The sequence below is a fragment of the Luedemannella flava genome (assembly GCF_039528515.1).
Lineage (GTDB): Bacteria > Actinomycetota > Actinomycetes > Mycobacteriales > Micromonosporaceae > Luedemannella > Luedemannella flava.
Window position 1 is genome coordinate 1 of record NZ_BAAALT010000172.1, and the last position, 18,182, is coordinate 18,182.

The window sequence follows — 18,182 nt, forward strand, 5'->3', positions numbered from 1 at the left end:
ACGCGGCCGTCGTGCCGGTCGGCGGCGGTCAGGTCTTCCCCGAGCATCAGGTCGTCGTCACCCGCCCGACCGCTGACGTCTTCCATGCCTTCACGGCCGTGTGCACCCACGCCGGCTGCCTCGTCGCCGGCGTCAGCAATGGCAGGATCACCTGCAACTGCCACGGCAGCGCGTTCGACGCCACCACCGGCGCGGTGGTCAACCCGCCCGCGTTCGCTCCCCTCACGGCGCTCACGGTCACGGTGACGGACGGCCAGCTCGTCATCACCTGAGCCGCGCTGTCACCTGAGCCGCGCTGTCACCTGAGCCGCGCTGTCACCTGAGCCGCGCTGTCACCTGAGCCGCGCTGTCACCTGAGCCGCGCTGTCACCTGAGCCGCGCTGTCACCTGAGCCGCGCTGTCACCTGAGCCGCGCTGTCACCTGAGCCGCGCTGTCACCTGAGCCGCGCTGTCACCTGAGCCGCGCTGTCACCTGAGCCGCGCTGTCACCTGAGCCGCGCTGTCACCTGAGCCGCGCTGTCACCTGAGCCGCGCTGTCACCTGAGCCGCGCTGTCACCTGAGCCGCGCTGTCACCTGAGCCGCGCTGTCACCTGAGCCGCGCTGTCACCTGAGCCGCGCTGTCACCTGAGCCGCGCTGTCACCTGAGCCGCGCTGTCACCTGAGCCGCGCTGTCACCTGAGCCGCGCTGTCACCTGAGCCGCGCTGTCACCTGAGCCGCGCTGTCACCTGAGCCGCGCTACGGGCTGGCGAGCCTGGGCGGGTGGGCGGCGAGCAGTTCCGCGAAGGTCATCGGCGGATGCCCGGCCACCGTGGTGACGGTGTCGCTCACGACGTCCAGCTCGCCGGCGGCGATCGCGGCGTACGACGTGACCCAGCCGTCCACCGCCCAGCCGGGCGCGCCGAACCGCTCGCGGGAGGCGTACGCCTCCTCGAGGGTCTCCGGGTGGTACGTGATGACCCGGCCCGTGGCGGCCGTCAGTGCGCCGGCCACCTCAGCCAGGGTGACCGCCTCCGGCCCGGTGACGTCATAGGTACGGCCGGCATGGGACGCCGGATCGCGCAGGACCGCCGCCGCGACGTCGGCCACGTCGTCGCGGGCCACCGCGCCGACCCGTCCGTCGCCGGCGGGTCCGCGCAACACGCCGTCCGCGCCCACGAAATGCGGGAGTACGTCCAGGTAGAGGCTGTCGCGCAGGAACGTGTGCGCAACGCCCGTACTCTCGATGTGTTTCTCGGTGTGCCAGTGGTCGCGGGCGAACGTGAACGTCGCGTCCGGCCCGGCGCCGAGGAACGAGACGTAGACCAGGTGCCGCACGCCGGCCGCCACGACGGCGTCCACGGCGGTGGTGTGCAGCGCGACGCGGTCGGCCGCCTCGGTCGCCGAGATGAGCAGCACGGTGTCCACGCCCGCCAGCGCGGCCCCCATCGCGGCCGGGTCGGCATAGTCGGCGACCGCGACCTCCGCCCCGGGCAGCTGCGGCGCCCGCGTGGCGTCGCGCACGACGAGCCGGTGCGGGAAGCCAGCGGCGGCGAGCCGGGCGGCCACCCGCCGACCGAGCTGCCCGCTCGCCGCTGTCACGGCGACGAGCGGGTGTCGCTGGGTCCGGTCGACCATGCCGCCATCCTCCCCCATCCGCCCCGCCCCGGTCAGCTAACTATCCGATTCCATAGTGGAGCGTTGAGCTTCAGCTCTGCTTACCTATACGAGGCACCCTCGGGACAGGTTCCGATCTTCGAATGTATGTACTAATGTTGGGCCGTGCTCACGGGGGAGCTCGACGCCATCGATGGCGCCGTCTCGGCGCTCGCCGCGCGACCGGACTGGTCGCGCGGCGACGACGAGCTGGTCGCCGCATGCGAGGCCGTGCACGTCCTGGAGCAGCGCTTGGCCGGGCTCAGGCTGCGGCTGCTCGGCGAGTTCGACGCCCGTGCGTTGGCCCGCGAGCTGGGCGCGACGTCGACGACGGCCTGGGTGCGCTGGCGGCTGCGCGTCTCCGGGCCGGCGGCCGCAGCGATGACCCGGCTGGCCAGACTGCTGCGCGACCGGCCCGTCACGGCAGCCGCCCTAGCGGCCGGCGACCTCACGACCGAGCAGGCGCATGCCGTGCTCGGGGCCGTCACGGCGCTGCACGTCGACGACGCGGGCCAGTTCCCTGTTACCGGCGCGGACACGGTAGCCAGCGCGGACACGGTAGCCAGCGCGGACACGGTAGCCAGCGCGAACACGGTGACCGACGCGGCCAACGTGGCCGGCCCGGACGATGTAGCCGGCGCGACCGCGGTCGTCGGCGCGGACGAGGTCGCCGGCCCGGCGAACAAGATCGTTGATCAGGTCGAGGAGTTCCTGATCGGGCAGGCCGCCGTGCTCGGGCCCGCCGAACTGCGGACCGTCGGCCGGCACGCGCTGGCAACCATCGCGCCCGAACTGGCCGACGACCACGAACTGCGGTCGCTGGAAGCGGCGGAGCGGCGGACGCGGCACCGGCGTCGCCTCACTCTGTTCGACGACGACTGGGGCGGCACAGTGGTGCGCGGCTACCTCGGCCGCGAGGGCGCGGCCGTCCTGCGTACGGCGCTGGGGCCACTCGCGAACCTGCGGGGTGTCGGCGACGACCGGACGGCCGACCAGCGCCGCGCGGACGCGCTCGTGGAGATCTGCGACCGGGTCATGCGCGAGGGCGGGCTTCCCACGCAGGGTGGGCAGCTCCCGCAGATCGTGGTAACGACCCGGTTCGAGGCGCTGCGCGACGAACTCGGCGTGGCCAGCGGCGACGGCGGTGAGCGGTTCAGCCCGGCGGTCGTGCGGCGGCTCGCCTGCGACGCCATGATCCTGCCGGCGGTGCTCGGCGGCGACGGCCAGGTCCTCGACGTCGGGCGCGCGCGACGCCTGTTCACCGGCCCGATCCGGCAGGCGCTGCGGGTGCGGGACGGCGGCTGCGCCTTCCCGGCCTGTGACCGCCCGACCCGCTGGACGGACGGGCACCACCTCGTCTCCTGGGTCGACGGCGGAAGGACCGCCGTCGATAACGGGGTCCTCCTATGCCGCGTTCACCATGGGTTGGTGCACGAGCCGGGCGGTTGGCGCGTCCGGCTCGCGGACGACGGGCTGCCGGAGTTCATCCCGCCGGCCTGGGCCGACCCGGATCAACGGCCACTGCGCAACGCCCGGCACACCGCCCGGGCACCATGATCACAGGCCGCCCCGGTGGCGGCGGCACGGGCCTACAAGATCAGCTACGAGGGCGCGCCCCGTCCGGGCGGCGTCGGGCGGAGCGAGACCATGCCGGCGACGCCGACCGACGGTGGAGCCGAAGCCTTTAAGCCGCTAGCGCGAAGGGGTCAGGAGCGCGACGCACTCCATGTGGTGGGTCTGCGGGAACGCGTCGAAGGCCCGTAGGGCGGTCAGGTGCCAGCCGTGGTCGATGAACGTACGCACGTCGCGGGCCAGTGCGGCCGGGTCGCAGGCCACGTAGGCGACCGCACGCGGCGAGCGGGCCACGATGGCGTCCACGACCTGGCGGCCGGCGCCCGCGCGGGGCGGGTCGAGCACGACCAGGTCGACCGAGGTCCACCGGCGGTCGCGCAGGGCGCGCTCGACCGGGGCGTGTACGAACCGGACGGTCCACAGGTCGTCGAGCGCCTGGCGGCCGACGGCCACGGCCCGCGCGTCGGACTCGACCACCGTGAGGCGGCCCGTCACGCCGAGCCGCGGGGCGAGCGCGGCGGCGAAGAGGCCGGCGCCGCCGTACAGGTCCCAGGCCCGTTCGCCCTCGCGCGGGTCCAGCAGCTCCACGACCGTCGCCGCGAACGTCGCGGCGGCGGCCGGGTGCACCTGCCAGAAGGCGCCGGCGCCCAGGGTCCACTCGCGCCCGGCCACGCTCTCCCGGACGGTCGCCGGGCCGGCCACGAGGTGCCGCTCCCGCCCGGTCTCCCGCACGATGCTCACCGGGCTCTCGCGGTTGGACACGACGACCTCGACCCGGTCGGTGTCCGGCCAGCGGTGCGATGTGACCGGCGAACCCTCGACCTCGGCCGCCTGAACGGCCGGCGCCGCGATGAGGCACCGGTCCACCGGGATCACCTCGTGGGACCGGTGCAGCGTGAAGCCGGCGCGACCGACCGCGTCGACCGTGTACTGCACCCGGGTCCGCCAGCCCAGACCCTCAGGCGCAGGACCGCCAGACGCAGGACCGCCAGACGCAGGACCGCCAGACGAAGGGTCTACCGGGACCACCTCGACGCCCAGGGCGTCGACCTGGTCGGCCGTGAGGCCGCCGAGCCGCTGGAGCTGCTCGCGTACCACCGCGGTTTTGAGGGACCGCTGAGCGGCGAGCGTGGCGTGCTGGAAGTCGCAGCCGCCGCAGCGGCCCGGACCCGCGTACGGGCAGGGCGGCGTGACGCGGTCGGGCGAGGCTGTCAGCACGGTGACCGCGTCGGCGCGCAGGTACCCGCGGCGCACCTCCGTGACGACCGCGCGCACCCGCTCGCCCGGCAGCGCGTGCCGGACGAACACGACACGGCCGTCAACCCGGGCCACGCAGTGCCCGCCGTGCGCCACCGGGCCGACCTCGCACTCCAGCTCGGTCCCGACCAGCTCGTCCTCCATGACGAGCAGGTCGGGTTCCGCGGACGAACTCATGACCGCGTCGTCCCAGTGCGCGGCATCTCAGTGCGCGGTGTCTCAGTGCGCGGTGTCTCAGTGCGCGGTATCTCAGTGCGCGGCATCTCGGTCGACGACGGGCTGACCGGCTCGTCGTAGGCGTGGCGCGGGCCGCGCAGGACGTCGCGGCCGAACGAACGGTCCAGCTTGTCGAGGTCCTTGGTGGTGGCCGAGCCGAGCTGCCAGGGCACGCTGACCACCATGACGCCGGGCTCGAACAGCAGCCGGCCCTTCAGGCGCAGGGCGCTCTGGTTGTGCAGCAGGTGCTCCCACCACTTGCCCACGACGTACTCGGGAATGAAGACGGTGACCACGTCGCGGGGTGACGTACGGCGGAGGTCCTTGACGAAGTCGATCACCGGACGGGTGATCTCCCGGTACGGCGAGTCGATCACCGTGAGCGGGACGTCGAGGTGGCGGTGGTCCCACTCGGCCTGCAGCGCCCGCGCCTCGTGCTCGTCGACGCTGACCGTGACGGCCGTGAGGGTGTCCGGCCGGGTGCCCTGCGCGTAGGCCAGCGCCCGCAGCGTCGGCAGGTGCACCTTGCTGACCAGCACCAGCGCGTGGTTGCGGGCCGGCAGCGTGGGCCGCGTGTCGGCCGCCGCGAGCTCCCGCGCGACGTGGTCGTAGTGCCGCCGGATGCCCGTCATGATCAGGAACATCACGGCCATCGCGGCGATCGCGATCCAGGCGCCGAGCAGGAACTTCGTGATGAGTACGACGATGAGCACCGCGCCGGTGAGGAACAGGCCGAACGCGTTGATCGCCCGCGACTGCGTCATCCTGCGGCGGGCGGCCGGGTCGCGCTCGGTGCGCAGCAGCCGGTTCCAGTGCCGCACCATGCCGGTCTGCGACAGCGTGAACGACACGAACACGCCCACGATGTAGAGCTGGATCAGCCGCGTGACCTCGGCCTGGAACGCCACGATCAGCACGATCGCGAAGACGGCCAGGAAGATGATGCCGTTGGAGAACGCCAGCCGGTCGCCGCGGGTGTGCAGCTGGCGCGGCAGGTAGCGGTCCTGGGCGAGGATCGAGCCGAGCACCGGGAAGCCGTTGAACGCCGTGTTCGCGGCGAGGAACAGGATCAACGCCGTCGCGATGGCGATGATGATGACCATGAAAGAGTCGCCGAACACGGCCTGACCGAGCTGCACGGTGACGGTCTTCTGCTCGTACCCTTCGGGGCTGGCGACGATCTGCAGGTCGGGGTCCTCGACGAACTGCAGGTGGGTGAGCTTGGCCAGCCACACGATGCCGACCAGCATGGTCACGGCGAGTGAGCCCAGCAGCAGCAGCGTGGTGGCCGCGTTCGTGCTCTTGGGCTTCTTGAAGGCCGGCACGCCGTTGGAGATCGCCTCCACGCCGGTCAGCGCCGCGCAGCCGGAGGAGAACGCCCGCAGCAGCAGGAACCCGAACGCCAGCCCGCTCACCGAGTGCTCGGCCGTGATCTCCAGGGTCGCGCTGGGCGCCCGCAGGTCCTCGCCGAGGACGAAGATCCGGAACAGGCCGGTGAGCACCATGCCCAGAATCAAAATCATGAAGCCGTACGTCGGGATCGCGAACGCGCTGCCGGACTCCCGGATGCCCCGCAGGTTCATCGCGGTGAGCACGACGATCGCGGTGACCGCGACGCCCACCTTGTGCTCGCCCACCCAGCCCCAGACGGAGCCGAGCTGCGCCACACCGGAGGCGGTGGACACGGCCACGGTCAGCACGTAGTCGACCATCAGGGCGCTGGCCACGCCCAGGCCGGCCTTCGGGCCGAGGTTGACGGTGGCGACCTCGTAGTCGCCGCCGCCGGACGGGTACGCGTGGACGTTCTGCCGGTAGGAGGCGACGACTGTGAGCATCACCACAACGACGGCCAGGGCGATCCACGGCGAGTACGTCAGGGCGGTGGCGCCGGCGATCGACAGCGTCAGCAGGATCTCATCGGGGGCGTACGCGACGCTGGAGAGCGCGTCGGAGGCGAAGACCGGAAGCGCGATGCGCTTCGGCAGAAGCGTGTGCTGAAGGCGGTCGGACCGGAACGGTCGACCGAGCACCAGCCGCTTCAGCAGCGAGGTGGGAGTGGCCACAACCGAACAGCGTACGGGCGTCGCGCCCGCGGGACGGCCCGGTGGGTGATCGTGGCGGGACATCGGTAACGGTGTACCGTCTGCTCGGGAGACCAGATAACGATCATCGCGATCTGGATCATTGTGGTCTCGATCAGCGCGGGGACAGCGGGCAGGGGTAGACGTGCACGTCGTGATCATGGGGTGCGGTCGGGTGGGCTCGACGGTCGCCCAGGGCCTGGAGAGCCGCGGCCACACGGTCGCCGTCATCGACTCGAACCCCGACGCGTTCCGCCGCCTCGGCGCCGACTTCACCGGCCTCACCGTCACCGGCATGGGCTTCGACCGCGAGGTGCTCATCGAGGCCGGCATCGAGCGCGCCGACGCCTTCGCGGCCGTCTCCAGCGGCGACAACTCGAACATCATCTCCGCCCGGCTGGCCCGCGAGACGTTCGGCGTCGGCCGCGTGGTCGCCCGCATCTACGACCAGAAGCGCGCCGAGGTGTACGAGCGGCTCGGCATCCCGACCGTCGCCACCGTGCGCTGGACGGCCGACCGCATGGTGCGCCACCTGCTGCCCGAGGGCACGATCGAGCTGTGGCGTGACCCGACCGGCCTGGTCACCATCATGGAGGTGCCGCTGCACGCCGGATGGATCTCCAAGCCGCTGCGCGCCCTGGAGGACGCGAGCGGCACGCGGGCGGCGTACATCATGCGTTTCGGCCTGGGCACCCTGCCGACCGCGTCGACGGTCCTGCAGGACGGCGACCAGGTCTTCATGCTTGTCACCGACGACATCATCGACGCTGTCACGCAGGTCACCGGCAACGCGCCGGCCGGAATCTGAGCGCGGGGAGCTTGAGATGCGCAAACCAGGTTCGATGCGGGTGGCGATCGCCGGGGCCGGCAACGTGGGCCGCTCCATCGCCCAGGAGCTCATCGAGAACGGGCACCGGGTGCTGCTCATCGAACGCCAGCCCACGGCGCTGCGCCCCGAGCGGGTCCCGTCGGCCGAATGGGTGCTGGCCGACGCCTGCGAGCTGGCCAGCCTGCAGGAGGCCAACCTCGCCGAGTGCGACGTGGTCGTGGCCGCCACCGGCGACGACAAGGCCAACCTGGTGCTCTCGCTGCTCGCCAAGACCGAGTTCGCGGTGCCCCGCGTGGTCGCCCGCGTCAACCGGGCCGAGAACGAGTGGCTGTTCACCGACCAGTGGGGCGTCGACGTCGCGGTGAGCAAGCCGCGCCTCATGGCCGCCCTGGTCGAGGAGGCGGTCACGGTCGGCGACCTGGTGCGGCTCATGACCTTCCGGCAGGGCCAGGCCAACCTGGTGGAGATCACTCTGCCGGACTCCGCGCCGTACGTTGGCCAGGCCGTGCGGGACGTGCCGCTGCCCCGCGACGCGGCGCTCGTGGCCATCCTGCGCGGCAAGCGGGTCATCGCGCCCAGCCAGGACGACCCGCTGGAGGCCGGCGACGAGCTGGTCTTCGTCTGCACCGCACAGGTCGAGGACACGGTCCGCGAGGTCATGCTCGGCAGCGACGCCGTCTGAGCTACGCCGTGGTCGCCATCCGGTCGCGGGTGCGGCGCACCGCCCACACGGTCAAGGCCAGGAGCAGCAGGTACGGCGGGTAGCCGAACACCAGGCGCACGATGCCCAGCGCGGTTGCCTGGTCGGCGTACCAGAGCACCGTCTGGACGCCGGTCTTGAGGATGTAGATCGCCGCCCACACGACGGTGAGCCACCCGAACGTGCGCACCATCGGCGGCTCGGAGCGCCACTGCTTGCTGCCGCCGGCCACGACGACCGACCAGATCCAGCCGACCAGCGGCTGACGGAAGGCCACAGAGGCCAGCATCGCCACCGCGTAGCCCAGGCTGAGGAAGATGCCGGGCAGGTAGAAGTCGCGCTCGTCGCCGGAGCGGTAGGCCAGCCAGGCACCCAGCGCGATGCCGAACAGGCCGTTGACGGCATGCCGGATCGGCTGCTTACGGCTCAGCCGGAAGATCGCGATGCCGATGGCGGTGGCGACCGAGAGCACGATCGCGAGGTTGAGCCGCCAGGACAGGTCGAACCAGCCGCCGACGACGTTCGCCACGACGAAGGTGATCACCGGGATGCTGGACTCGAGCAATCCGCGCACGCCGCCCAACTGCTGGGCCACCTGCTCGGTGAAGCTCGGCAGCGGCTCCTCGTCGTCTTCGGAATCGTCGCTGGACCGGCGGCCGGCGGCCGTCCCGTGCGCGGCGTCCGTCTCGTCCAGGGCGTCCAGGTCGCCGAAGATCGCCTCCGCGACGGCCTTCTCGGCCACCGCGGCACGCTGGTCCGGCGGGAGATCGCCGAAGACGACCTCGGTGAGGGCGGCGTCGTCGGATTCGGCCTGGTTGGTGCCGGACCGGGTGGTGCGGTTGTCGCTGTGTCGTGTCACGGCGCCGCTTCCAGCTCGTAGTACGGGTTGTAGATCACCTTGCGGTCGTCACGGAGCGCGACCCGACCGCGTGCGGTGAGCGCCCTGCCCGGCTCGATGCCGGCGATCTGCCGACGGCCCAACCAGACCAGGGTGACCACGTCACTGCCGTCGTACAGGTCGGCCTCGAGCGTGGGCACGGTGGTACGCGGAGTATAGACCACGGTGCGCAGTCGGCCGGTGACGCTGACGAGCTGCCCGCGCTCGGCCTCGCGGGCCGGCTGGCAACCGTGGCGGGCCACGTCGCGCTGCAGCTCCTCGGCCTCGATCTCCGCCTCGCTGGCGGTGAACCGGCGCAGCATGCGCCTGAGGCCGTTGGGACGGCTCTCCGCGGCCCCCTTGGCCGCCGCGCGCGTATCGTCCGGCTCGCTAGCCATCGGGGTTCTCCGACTCCCCCGTGTCGGCGTTGGCGTCGGCGGCGTTGGCCTCCATGTGGGCCACCATCTCCTTGGGCAGGCGCAGCGGCAGCGGCTCGCGCACCGGCATGGCCTGGTCGCCGCGGACCACCACGAGGCCGTCGAGCACCAGCGCGAGCCGGGGCGAGGCGTCGGGGTCGAGGGCGGCGGCGCCCTGGAACACCGCGCGGACGAACCAGCGCGGCCCGTCGATGCCGACGTAGCGCAGCTCGGCGCCGTTGGGCAGCCGGGCGTGCAGCTGCGGCCCGTACGGCCCGTCGACCTCGGAGGCCCGGCCCCCGTCGGCGGCGAGCGATTCGGTGATCTCGGTGCGGATCTCGTCCCACACGCCCTCGGAGCGCGGGGCGGCGAAGGCGCCCAGGTGCACGGAGCTCTCGCCGTCCACCAGCATGATCTGCTGCACCTGGCCGCCGGGCTGAGCCTGCACCCGCAGCTCCACGCCATCCACGGCGGGGATCAGCAGGGCGCCCAGGTCGAGCCGGGGCAGGTTGTCGGAGGGGGCGGCGGTGACATCGTAGGGCCCGTGCGCGGGCACCTCGAGCGGCTCCCGGTCGGCGCGCCGCGTGGCGGCTGACTGGTCAGCGGACCCGTGCGCCGCGTGGCGCCCGGGTGTGTGTCGCCCAGCGCCGGGGCGCTGCCGCGAGAAGATCACCATTCCTCCTCCGTGGCGCGCGGGTGGCCGACCGCGCCAAGCGCGGCGTGTCCGCCCGTCGAGCCGTGTCCCTGCGTTCCCCGTACGGAGTCTGGCAGCTCTTCAACCAGCACGAAGTCTGCCTGTTCGACCCGCTGGACGACAAGCTGAGCAATCCGGTCGCCGCGGGCGATCACCACGGTCGCATCGCGATCATGGTTAATCAAGTTGACCATGATCTCCCCCCGGTACCCGGCGTCGACGGTACCCGGGGCGTTGAGGACCGTGACGCCCAACTTGTGCGCCATACCCGATCGGGGGTGGACCAATCCCACGAACCCGGGCGGTAGGGCGATCGCCACCCCGGTGGGGACCAGCGCCCGCTCCCCCGGCGCAAGTTTCACCTCCGCCGCGGCGTACAGGTCGGCCCCCGCGTCGCCCGGGTGGGCGTACGCGGGCGTCGTCGCGCCCTCGTCGATCCGGCGCACCAGCACCCGTACCCGCGCGTCAGGCTCGTTCACCAGCGTTCCCCCTCACGTATACGTCCATCATCCAGGGCCCACCCGCCGCCCGCCGCGGCGGCCGACGCCCTCGCTACCCTGCCTAACGTGGCTGACCCGACCCTGCACCGCGAGCGGCTCGTCGTCCCATGGTGGGCGTGGCCGGTCGGCGCGCTCCTGGGCGCCGGGCTCGGCGCCGAACTGACCCTCGGCGCCCCCGGCATCCGCGACGGCGCGATCATCGTGGGCGCCGTCCTGCTCCTCGGCGCCATGGCCTGGCTGAGCCGTATCGGCGTGCGGGTTGACGCCGAGCGCCTGCGCGTGGACGACGCGAACCTGCCGCGGGAGTTCATCGCCGGGGCGTACGCCGTGGACGCGCAGGAGCGCCGCGAACTGCTCGGCGTCGACGCCGACCCGCTCGCCTTCGTGATCATCCGGCCGTGGGTGCGCGGCACGGTGCGCGTCGACCTCAACGATCCGGCCGATCCCACGCCGTACTGGCTGATCAGCTCCCGCCGGCCGGACCGCCTCGTCGCCGCGCTCACCGCGGGCCGCTAGCACCGCGGGCCGCCAGCACTGCGGGCCGCCAGCACCGCGGGCCGGTCGGGTAACCCGGCCGGTGGTCAGCCCTCGATCGCGGTGCGCCGCTGGCGGGCCAGGTCCGCGCGGACCTCCTCCGCCAGGCGCTGGGTCGCCCGCCGGTTCAGGAACGCGGCCACGGCCGCGCCGGTGAGCACCGGCCCCAGGGTCGTCAGGTTGCGCCCGAACCGGCGCAGCAGCCGGTCGCGCAGCTCCAGACGCGCAGCCGTGCCCAGCGCCGCCGCGGCGCCCCGGCCCGGGACGAGCAGGTTCACGCCACGCCGGGCCGCCCACGCCTGCACCAGGGCCACGGCCCGGTACTTCCCGGTGGCCGCGATCGGCAGGCCGTGGATCTCCTGCAGTTCACCGATGAGCTTGATCTCGACGGCGACCACCGCGACCGTCTCCGCGGCCAGCAGCACCGGCGCGGTCAACAGGGCGGGCGGGGCCGCCCATTCCACGGCCGCGACGCCGCCGCCGACGGCGCCGATGGCCGCCGTCGCCCGGGCCGCGTTGCGGACCAGCTTGTCGGCGATCTCGGCGTCGCTGGCGCCCGGGAAGTGGGCGCGCAGCGTGGCCGCGTTGCGCATCGGAATGCGCGGCGCCACGTCGGCCACGAGATCCGACAGCCATCCCATGGCCGCCTTCGGCCGGAACATGTCGCGGAAGCCCCGCTGACGCATCGCGCCCGCCAGCTGACCGAGCAGCCGGCGCCGCTCCTTGGGCGCCAGATCGTCGGCCGTGAGCCGCGCCAGCGCGTCGGCCACGGCCTCATCCGGGTTACCGGCACCGGCGCCACCCGCCCCGGTGCCGCCCACCCCGATGCTGTCCGCAACGGTGCTGTCCGCAACGGTGCCGTCCGCACCGACGCCGTCACCAGCGGCGGTCGCGCCCGCGACCACCTCACCCACCACCGGTGCGTCCGCGGCGGCACCCGCCGCGGCCGTTCCGGCCAGTTCGGTGCGCGGTGCCGGCACCGCCACACCGGGCTTCACGTCAACCGCGCCCGCGTCCCCCGGGTCCGATCGGTGGTCGGACCCGGAACCCGACCCGGCCCCGGTGCCGGGCACGGCTGTGCCCGACGTCACGTCGGGCACCTCTTCGTGCTTCGTCATCAGTGAACCCTCCGGCTGGCTAGGCCCCCGCCACGTCGCCACCGATTGTGGGGCAGCGACGCATCATCGGGTACCCGCCGTGGGGTCGCCCCAACCCCACCGCAGGGCTCATCTGTCCCGGTAGCTGCTCAGACGCACTCGCGGCAGATCAGTTCACCGTTGCGCTCGGTCGCCAACTGGCTGCGGTGATGCACCAGGAAGCACCGGGCGCACCGGAACTCGTCCGCCTGCATCGGCAGCACCCGTACGGTCAATTCCTCGTCGGCAAGATCAGCACCGGGCAGCTCGAAGCTGTCCGCCACGTCCGCCTCGTCCACGTCGACACTGCCCGACTGGGCGTCCGTGCGGCGGGACTTCAGCTCCTCGAGGCTGTCCTCACCGAGATCGACCTCGTCACGCCGTGGCGCGTCGTAGTCGGTCGCCATCCCTCGTCACTCTCCCAAGTTGTGTCACGCCCAGAACGCGTTACCGGACGTTGTTATGCCCACGCCCAAGTCTCGCGAGCCCCCTGTGGTTCCCACGCCATCGTGGTAACAACCCCAGCCGAGCGCGGTACCTTACCCGTTCTCTTGCGGACGTTGTACGCCAGCGCGCGGAGAAATGTTCCCGATGTGACTCAGGCGACACAAAGGTAGGGGCGGGACAGGCCAAGCAACGATCGGCGCGCCGAGAGACGATCCACAATCCCCACGCCGAACGGCGCCAGGCGCTAACCTCTTGGCGGTCAAGGTCGACCGGCGCGGCGCATCCGACGCGCGCCGGGGTGGCAACAGGGGTCCTACAAGGCGGGGAGCACCACGTCATGACGTTCGCACGCATCCGGGCCCTGGTTGTCGTGGGGCTCCTGCTGATCGGTGCCGTGGTGACCGTCGTGATGGCCCTGACCAAGGACACCCAGACGGGCGCCACCATCGCCGACTCCTGCCCGGCCGGCGCCGTGCCCGCCCAGGCCAAGATGCCCGAGCAGAGCCAGGTCCGGCTGCGCGTCTACAACGGCACCAAGCGCCCGGGCCTCGCCAACACGATCGGCGCCGAGTTCAAGCAGCGGGGCTTCCAGGTGACGAAGATGCAGTCCGCGCCCGGCAACCGCACCTACGACGACATCGCCATCATCAAGTTCGGGCCGAAGGCGCTGGGCGCCGCCCAGTTGGTGAACGCGAACTTCCTCGGCGAGGCGACCATGCAGTTCGACATCAAGCGCAAGGACGACCTGGTCGACGTCTACCTCGGCAACAGGTTCGCGCAGCTGGCCACCCGCATCGAGGTCAACCAGTCGATCGCCGTGCTGCAGCAGCCGGACCTGCCGCCGGGCACCTGCGCCGCCCCGTAGGCGCCCCCGGGAGCCGGTTCAGGCCGCGCGGGCATGCAGCTCGACGAGACGGTCGTGCAGCGGGCCGTACAGGGCGGCCGGGGCGGCCAGCACCATGCCGGCACCGGCCGGCTCGCCGGACAGCCCGGTGACGCGCAGCCCCGCTTCCTCCGCGACGATCCCGCCGGCCGCGTAGTCCCACATGTTGAGACCCGTTTCATAAAAAGCGTCCACGAGTCCCTCCGCGGCGAGACAGAGGTCGAGCGCCGCCGAGCCGAACCGCCGGATGTCGCGGATGTGCGGCAGCAGCCCGCCCACGACGGCACCCTGCCGGGCCCGTCGGTCGGGCTGGTAGCCGAAGCCGGTGGCGACCAGGGCCACGCCCAGGTCGGTCACCTCGCTGCCGGTGAGCCGGCGGTCGTCGCGCCAGGCGCCGCCGCCGCGCACGGCCCGCCACTCGGCGCCGCTGTCGATGTCGCGGACCACTCCGGCGACCGTCACGTCGGCCACCCGGGCCGCGATCGACACGCCGTAGTGGCCCAGGCCGTACACGTAGTTCACGGTGCCGTCGATGGGGTCGACAACCCACGTCACCGGCGAGTCGCCGGCGTGGGTGCCGGACTCCTCGCCGAGGATCCGGTCGGCCGGGCGGGCCTGCCGGATCCGGTCGGTGATCAGCCGTTCCGCCGCCCGGTCGGCCGAGGTGACGACGTCCGTCTCGGTGCTCTTGGTCGCCACGTGGCCGATGCCCGCGGCGCGGCGCGCCCGGACCAGTCCGGCGGCCTCGCGGGCCACGGATACGGCCAGGTCGCACAGCTCCCACGCGCCCGTCCGCACGTCCTGCCTGGTGTCCACGCTGCCCCCGCTCCTCCGACCCGCCCCGCGCGCCTGCTCGCTCCGTTGGCGCCCGTCTGCGAGCATTCTGACCGACCGACCGGTGTACGTCGGCGGTGGCGCACGGGCCGTGACGGGATGATCGCGAAGATCAGCGCTACAATTCACGCCTGCCCGCGTGCCTCGAATCGAAAAGCCCCCAAAGGGCCCGCCGAGACGACGCCGGGGGTCTCCAATACCACCGATCGTCCTGACACGGCATCGCCGCGCCTGTGGAGGGAAGATCGGCCGCGCTCGAACCACGCCACGGGAAGGTCGTTCGTGACTGAACTCCGCCACACCGGCGCCGACGTCCGTTCACTCACTGACTCGCTGATCGCTGCTGCTGCCGCCGCCGGCGGTCAGCTGACCTCGGCGGAGCTGAGCCGGACCCTGGACGCCGCCGACGTGGGTCCGAGCCAGGCCAAGAAGCTGCTCCGCTCGCTCGCCGACGTCGGCGTGACCGTGGTCGTCGACGGCTCGGCGGCCACGCCGCGCCGCAAGGTGGCGGCCGCCCGGTCCGCCACCCCCGCGTCGAAGGCCGCCACCGCGCGCGCCGGTGCCGCGGAGTCGGCCGAGAAGGGCACCCGCGCCCCCGCCGCGAAGACGCCCGCCAAGGCGACGCCGATCAAGGCGGCGAAGTCCGCGAAGGCGGTCCCGTCGCCGGCCGAGGCGCCCGCCGCCGAGAGCGTCGACGACGACGCCAAGGCCGCGCCCGCCAAGAAGGCGACCAAGGCCGCCCCCAAGGCCACCAAGGCCGCCGCGGCCAAGGCGGGTCCGGCAAAGGCCGCCCCCGCCAAGAAGGCGACCAAGGCCGCCCCCGACGGCGCCAAGAAGGCCGACGGCGAGGACGTCGAGCTCGAAGAGGTCGAGCTGGACGAGGAGCTCGCCGCCGAGATCGCCGACGTGCAGGTCGAGGAGCCGGCCGCGATGGTCGTCGCCGCCGAGGCCGACGCCGAGGCCGCCGACGACTTCGAGTGGGACGACCAGGAGTCCGAGGCGCTCAAGCAGGCCCGACGCGACGCGGAGCTGACCGCCTCGGCCGACTCCGTCCGGGCGTACCTGAAGCAGATCGGCAAGGTGCCGCTGCTCAACGCGGAGCAGGAGGTGGACCTCGCCAAGCGGATCGAGGCCGGCCTCTACGCCGCCGAGCGCCTGCGCGCCGCCGAGGAGGAGGGCGAGAAGCTCGTCCTGGCCCTGCGCCGCGACCTCGACTGGATCTCCCGCGACGGCGACCGCGCCAAGAACCACCTGCTGGAGGCCAACCTGCGCCTCGTGGTCAGCCTCGCGAAGCGCTACACCGGCCGCGGCATGGCGTTCCTGGACCTCATCCAGGAGGGCAACCTCGGCCTCATCCGCGCCGTCGAGAAGTTCGACTACACCAAGGGCTACAAGTTCTCCACCTACGCCACCTGGTGGATCCGTCAGGCGATCACCCGTGCGATGGCCGACCAGGCCCGCACCATCCGCATCCCGGTGCACATGGTCGAGGTCATCAACAAGCTCGGTCGCATCCAGCGCGAGCTGCTCCAGGACCTGGGCCGCGAGCCCACGCCGGAGGAGCTGGCCAAGGAGATGGACATCACGCCCGAAAAGGTGCTCGAGATCCAGCAGTACGCGCGTGAGCCGATCTCGCTGGACCAGACGATCGGCGACGAGGGCGACAGCCAGCTCGGCGACTTCATCGAGGACTCCGAGGCGGTCGTGGCCGTCGACGCGGTCTCGTTCAGCCTTCTGCAGGACCAGCTCCAGCAGGTGCTGCAGACGCTGTCGGAGCGCGAGGCGGGCGTGGTGCGGCTGCGGTTCGGCCTCACCGACGGCCAGCCGCGCACGCTGGACGAGATCGGCCAGGTCTACGGCGTGACCCGTGAGCGGATCCGTCAGATCGAGTCGAAGACCATGTCCAAGCTGCGGCACCCGTCCCGGTCCCAGGTGCTGCGCGACTATCTGGACTAATCTGTCGCGAGCATCACGTTCCCGCTGGGCGTTATGACCGTTTGATGCCTCGGTGGTCACTCAGTGTCGGGGATCCACAGCGTGCCGTGACACAACTGTGACCATCGCCGCGCCCAATCGCGGCCCGCGTCGCCCGAGCACGTCGCATGGAGGCGATAGGCTCAGGTGACCTCGGTCGCATCGACCGACGGCGGGAACGCCCCCGGTCGCCCCGCTGTTGGAAGATGCGTGATCCGAGACAGTCGCCGGCCCGCCGGTGCATGCATGTCAGCAAGGCGCAACACAGCAACCCCACGCATGACCAGCAGAGGAGGCTGAGGAACGTGACCCCCACCCTCACCCCGTCGACTACGGCGGCTCCGCCCGCCGCCGAGGAGCGTTGCGACCGCTGCAACGCTGCGGCCAAGTTGCGGGTCGTGCTAGCAGGAGGCGGTGAGCTGCTCTTCTGTGGCCACCACGCCAACAAGTACGCCGAGAAGCTCGTCAAGATCGCCGTTGAGGTGGTCGCTGACCCCGAGTTCACGTGGCGGGGCGCTGAGTTGCGCACCGACCTGACCATCGACCCCGAGATTCCCACCAACTGACGTGCCGACGACAGGGCGCCCCGACCGCTGAGGCCGGAGCGCCCTGTCGTCGTCTTCGGGGATCAACCCCAGAGGGCCTCGACGGTCGTGCCGAGCGCGCGCGCGATCCGCACCGCGAGGTACACCGACGGGGCGTAGTCGCCCGTCTCCATCGAGATGACGGTCTGCCGGCTGACCTCGACCGCCTTGGCGAGGTCCTGTTGGGTCAGGCCGGCCTCCTTGCGGGCGGCGCGGATGCGCGGGCCCGCCGCGCTGTCCGCCCCGGTGGCGCGCACCGGGCCGGCGGGGGGTGCCATCAGTCGACGTCCGCGATGCCGACGGCCTCGTCAACCCGACGACGCCGCGCGTCGCGCACGAACCCGATCGCCAGGGAGCCCATGCCGATCGCGGCACCCACGAAGAGGCCCACCAGCGTGGCGCCGTCCCGGAAGTAGCTCCACACGCAGACGCCGCCGAACAGCAGGTACGGTGTGCCGCCGAAGACGGCGAAGATGATCCGGGGGCGTGTCCACCGGGGCACGCCGGTGTCGACGCCGCGCCGCCGCACGTACACCAGTGTCATGAACGCCGACAGGTAGACGATCGACATGATCAGGGCCAGGGGCAGCACCGCCGGCCGGCCGAAGATCAGCACGAGCCCGGTCGCGACCCACGGCAGCACGATCAGCTGGAGCTGGCCGGCCGCCGTCATGCCCTCGTACCACCGCAGGCGCTCGCGCTCGTCGCCGTAGCTCTCGCCGCCCAGGTCCAGCGCCCAGCCGACGACGCGGTCAATCGCAGAGGAGTTCGTCATGCCATCAGCATGAAGTCAAGTTCTCTTTACGTCAAGAGGACTTTACAAAGACTGGATCGTGGCGATCCGCTCCTCGAGCTGCTCGATGGTGGCCTGGGCGCTGGGCGGCCCGCCGCACCGGCGGCGCAGCTCGGCGTGGATCTTCCCGTGCGGCAGCCCGGTGCGGTGGTGGTGCGCCGCGACCAGTCCGTTGAGCTGCTTACGCAGCAGGATCCGGCGCTCGCCGGCCGACTGCGGCC

The 18,182-nt window shown here is 72.1% G+C and carries 19 protein-coding genes and 2 pseudogenes; 8 read left to right on the forward strand and 13 right to left on the reverse strand.

What is annotated here, in order from left to right; genetic code table 11:
- Positions 1–272, forward strand: a 272-nt coding sequence (locus ABD211_RS23620) for a Rieske (2Fe-2S) protein (protein ID WP_344135987.1), incomplete at its 5' end; no start/stop codon positions are given.
- 465 nt (positions 273–737) lie between these two features.
- Here ABD211_RS23620 and ABD211_RS23625 read toward each other — a convergent pair.
- The gene (locus ABD211_RS23625) at positions 738–1,616 is read right to left on the reverse strand and encodes an NAD(P)H-binding protein (RefSeq protein ID WP_344135990.1); all 879 of its coding nucleotides are present in this window, start codon (positions 1,614–1,616) and stop codon (positions 738–740) included.
- 144 nt (positions 1,617–1,760) lie between these two features.
- Here ABD211_RS23625 and ABD211_RS23630 point away from each other — a divergent pair, with 144 nt between their 5' ends.
- Positions 1,761–3,191 carry an HNH endonuclease signature motif containing protein gene (locus tag ABD211_RS23630; protein ID WP_344135992.1) on the forward strand — a complete coding sequence of 477 codons (1,431 nt, stop codon included), beginning with the start codon at positions 1,761–1,763 and terminating at the stop codon, positions 3,189–3,191.
- 135 nt (positions 3,192–3,326) lie between these two features.
- Here ABD211_RS23630 and ABD211_RS23635 read toward each other — a convergent pair whose 3' ends face one another.
- Positions 3,327–4,640, reverse strand: coding sequence for a class I SAM-dependent RNA methyltransferase (locus ABD211_RS23635; protein WP_425560501.1), 1,314 nt, complete (start codon positions 4,638–4,640; stop codon positions 3,327–3,329).
- Positions 4,637–6,742, reverse strand: a complete 2,106-nt coding sequence (locus ABD211_RS23640) for an APC family permease (RefSeq protein WP_344135995.1) — start codon at positions 6,740–6,742, stop codon at positions 4,637–4,639. The genes ABD211_RS23635 and ABD211_RS23640 overlap by 4 nt, the downstream gene beginning before the upstream one ends.
- Positions 6,743–6,905: 163 nt before the next feature.
- Here ABD211_RS23640 and ABD211_RS23645 point away from each other — a divergent pair, with 163 nt between their 5' ends.
- Together ABD211_RS23645 and ABD211_RS23650 are read left to right on the forward strand one after the other, a co-directional pair.
- On the forward strand, positions 6,906–7,568 hold the full coding sequence (locus tag ABD211_RS23645; protein WP_344135998.1) for a potassium channel family protein: 663 nt from the start codon (positions 6,906–6,908) through the stop codon (positions 7,566–7,568).
- A 34-nt stretch (positions 7,569–7,602) separates the two neighbouring features.
- Positions 7,603–8,268: pseudogene (locus ABD211_RS23650) on the forward strand (potassium channel family protein); the annotation flags it as partial.
- 4 nt (positions 8,269–8,272) lie between these two features.
- Here the strand turns inward: ABD211_RS23650 and ABD211_RS23655 are convergent.
- From ABD211_RS23655 to dut, 4 genes are all read right to left on the reverse strand, one after another.
- Complete coding sequence (locus tag ABD211_RS23655) at positions 8,273–8,983, reverse strand: DUF3159 domain-containing protein (RefSeq protein ID WP_425560504.1); 711 nt, start codon at positions 8,981–8,983, stop codon at positions 8,273–8,275.
- Between the two features lie 161 nt (positions 8,984–9,144).
- Complete coding sequence (locus ABD211_RS23660) at positions 9,145–9,564, reverse strand: OB-fold nucleic acid binding domain-containing protein (RefSeq protein WP_425560502.1); 420 nt, start codon at positions 9,562–9,564, stop codon at positions 9,145–9,147.
- Complete coding sequence (locus ABD211_RS23665) at positions 9,557–10,255, reverse strand: DUF3710 domain-containing protein (protein WP_425560505.1); 699 nt, start codon at positions 10,253–10,255, stop codon at positions 9,557–9,559. The genes ABD211_RS23660 and ABD211_RS23665 overlap by 8 nt, the downstream gene beginning before the upstream one ends.
- Complete coding sequence (gene dut, locus ABD211_RS23670) at positions 10,252–10,755, reverse strand: dUTP diphosphatase (protein ID WP_425560503.1); 504 nt, start codon at positions 10,753–10,755, stop codon at positions 10,252–10,254. The genes ABD211_RS23665 and dut overlap by 4 nt, the downstream gene beginning before the upstream one ends.
- Positions 10,756–10,842: 87 nt before the next feature.
- Here dut and ABD211_RS23675 point away from each other — a divergent pair, with 87 nt between their 5' ends.
- Complete coding sequence (locus ABD211_RS23675) at positions 10,843–11,292, forward strand: DUF3093 domain-containing protein (RefSeq protein ID WP_344136004.1); 450 nt, start codon at positions 10,843–10,845, stop codon at positions 11,290–11,292.
- Positions 11,293–11,357: 65 nt separating this feature from the next.
- Here the strand turns inward: ABD211_RS23675 and ABD211_RS23680 are convergent, their stop codons facing one another.
- A complete protein-coding gene (locus ABD211_RS23680; protein ID WP_425560506.1) occupies positions 11,358–12,137 on the reverse strand; it encodes a hypothetical protein in 780 nt (259 codons plus the stop codon).
- A gap of 419 nt (positions 12,138–12,556) precedes the next feature.
- Positions 12,557–12,853 carry a DUF4193 domain-containing protein gene (locus ABD211_RS23685; protein ID WP_344086246.1) on the reverse strand — a complete coding sequence of 99 codons (297 nt, stop codon included), beginning with the start codon at positions 12,851–12,853 and terminating at the stop codon, positions 12,557–12,559.
- A gap of 377 nt (positions 12,854–13,230) precedes the next feature.
- Between ABD211_RS23685 and ABD211_RS23690 the strand changes: the two genes are divergently transcribed.
- Entirely contained in the window at positions 13,231–13,758 is a 528-nt protein-coding gene (locus tag ABD211_RS23690; RefSeq protein ID WP_344136007.1) for a LytR C-terminal domain-containing protein, read from the forward strand.
- 18 nt (positions 13,759–13,776) lie between these two features.
- On the opposite strand, the gene ABD211_RS23695 is transcribed toward ABD211_RS23690, so the two are convergent.
- Complete coding sequence (locus tag ABD211_RS23695; RefSeq protein WP_344136010.1) at positions 13,777–14,592, reverse strand: inositol monophosphatase family protein; 816 nt, start codon at positions 14,590–14,592, stop codon at positions 13,777–13,779.
- A 300-nt stretch (positions 14,593–14,892) separates the two neighbouring features.
- On the opposite strand from ABD211_RS23695, the gene ABD211_RS23700 reads away from it, so the two are divergent.
- Positions 14,893–16,566 carry an RNA polymerase sigma factor gene (locus tag ABD211_RS23700; protein WP_344136013.1) on the forward strand — a complete coding sequence of 558 codons (1,674 nt, stop codon included), beginning with the start codon at positions 14,893–14,895 and terminating at the stop codon, positions 16,564–16,566.
- A gap of 323 nt (positions 16,567–16,889) precedes the next feature.
- Positions 16,890–17,150: a DUF7455 domain-containing protein gene (locus ABD211_RS23705; protein WP_344136016.1), complete on the forward strand. Its 261-nt coding sequence runs from the start codon at positions 16,890–16,892 to the stop codon at positions 17,148–17,150.
- 62 nt (positions 17,151–17,212) lie between these two features.
- Here the strand turns inward: ABD211_RS23705 and ABD211_RS23710 are convergent, their stop codons facing one another.
- The 3 genes and pseudogenes from ABD211_RS23710 to ABD211_RS23720 form a co-directional block, all read right to left on the reverse strand.
- Positions 17,213–17,446, reverse strand: coding sequence for a helix-turn-helix transcriptional regulator (locus tag ABD211_RS23710; protein WP_344136019.1), 234 nt, complete (start codon positions 17,444–17,446; stop codon positions 17,213–17,215).
- Entirely contained in the window at positions 17,446–17,943 is a 498-nt protein-coding gene (locus tag ABD211_RS23715; protein ID WP_344136022.1) for a hypothetical protein, read from the reverse strand. The genes ABD211_RS23710 and ABD211_RS23715 overlap by 1 nt, the downstream gene beginning before the upstream one ends.
- A 42-nt stretch (positions 17,944–17,985) precedes the next feature.
- Positions 17,986–18,182: pseudogene (locus tag ABD211_RS23720) on the reverse strand (ATP-dependent helicase); the annotation flags it as partial.

Coding starts and splice junctions, on each gene's coding strand:
- ABD211_RS23625 (WP_344135990.1), bottom strand. CDS start 1,616: ATGGTCGACCGGACCCAGCGACACCCGCTCGTCGCCGTGACAGCGGCG.
- ABD211_RS23635 (WP_425560501.1), bottom strand. CDS start 4,640: ATGAGTTCGTCCGCGGAACCCGACCTGCTCGTCATGGAGGACGAGCTG.
- ABD211_RS23660 (WP_425560502.1), bottom strand. CDS start 9,564: ATGGCTAGCGAGCCGGACGATACGCGCGCGGCGGCCAAGGGGGCCGCG.
- ABD211_RS23685 (WP_344086246.1), bottom strand. CDS start 12,853: ATGGCGACCGACTACGACGCGCCACGGCGTGACGAGGTCGATCTCGGT.
- ABD211_RS23690 (WP_344136007.1), top strand. CDS start 13,231: ATGACGTTCGCACGCATCCGGGCCCTGGTTGTCGTGGGGCTCCTGCTG.
- ABD211_RS23710 (WP_344136019.1), bottom strand. CDS start 17,446: ATGGCACCCCCCGCCGGCCCGGTGCGCGCCACCGGGGCGGACAGCGCG.
- ABD211_RS23715 (WP_344136022.1), bottom strand. CDS start 17,943: ATGACGAACTCCTCTGCGATTGACCGCGTCGTCGGCTGGGCGCTGGAC.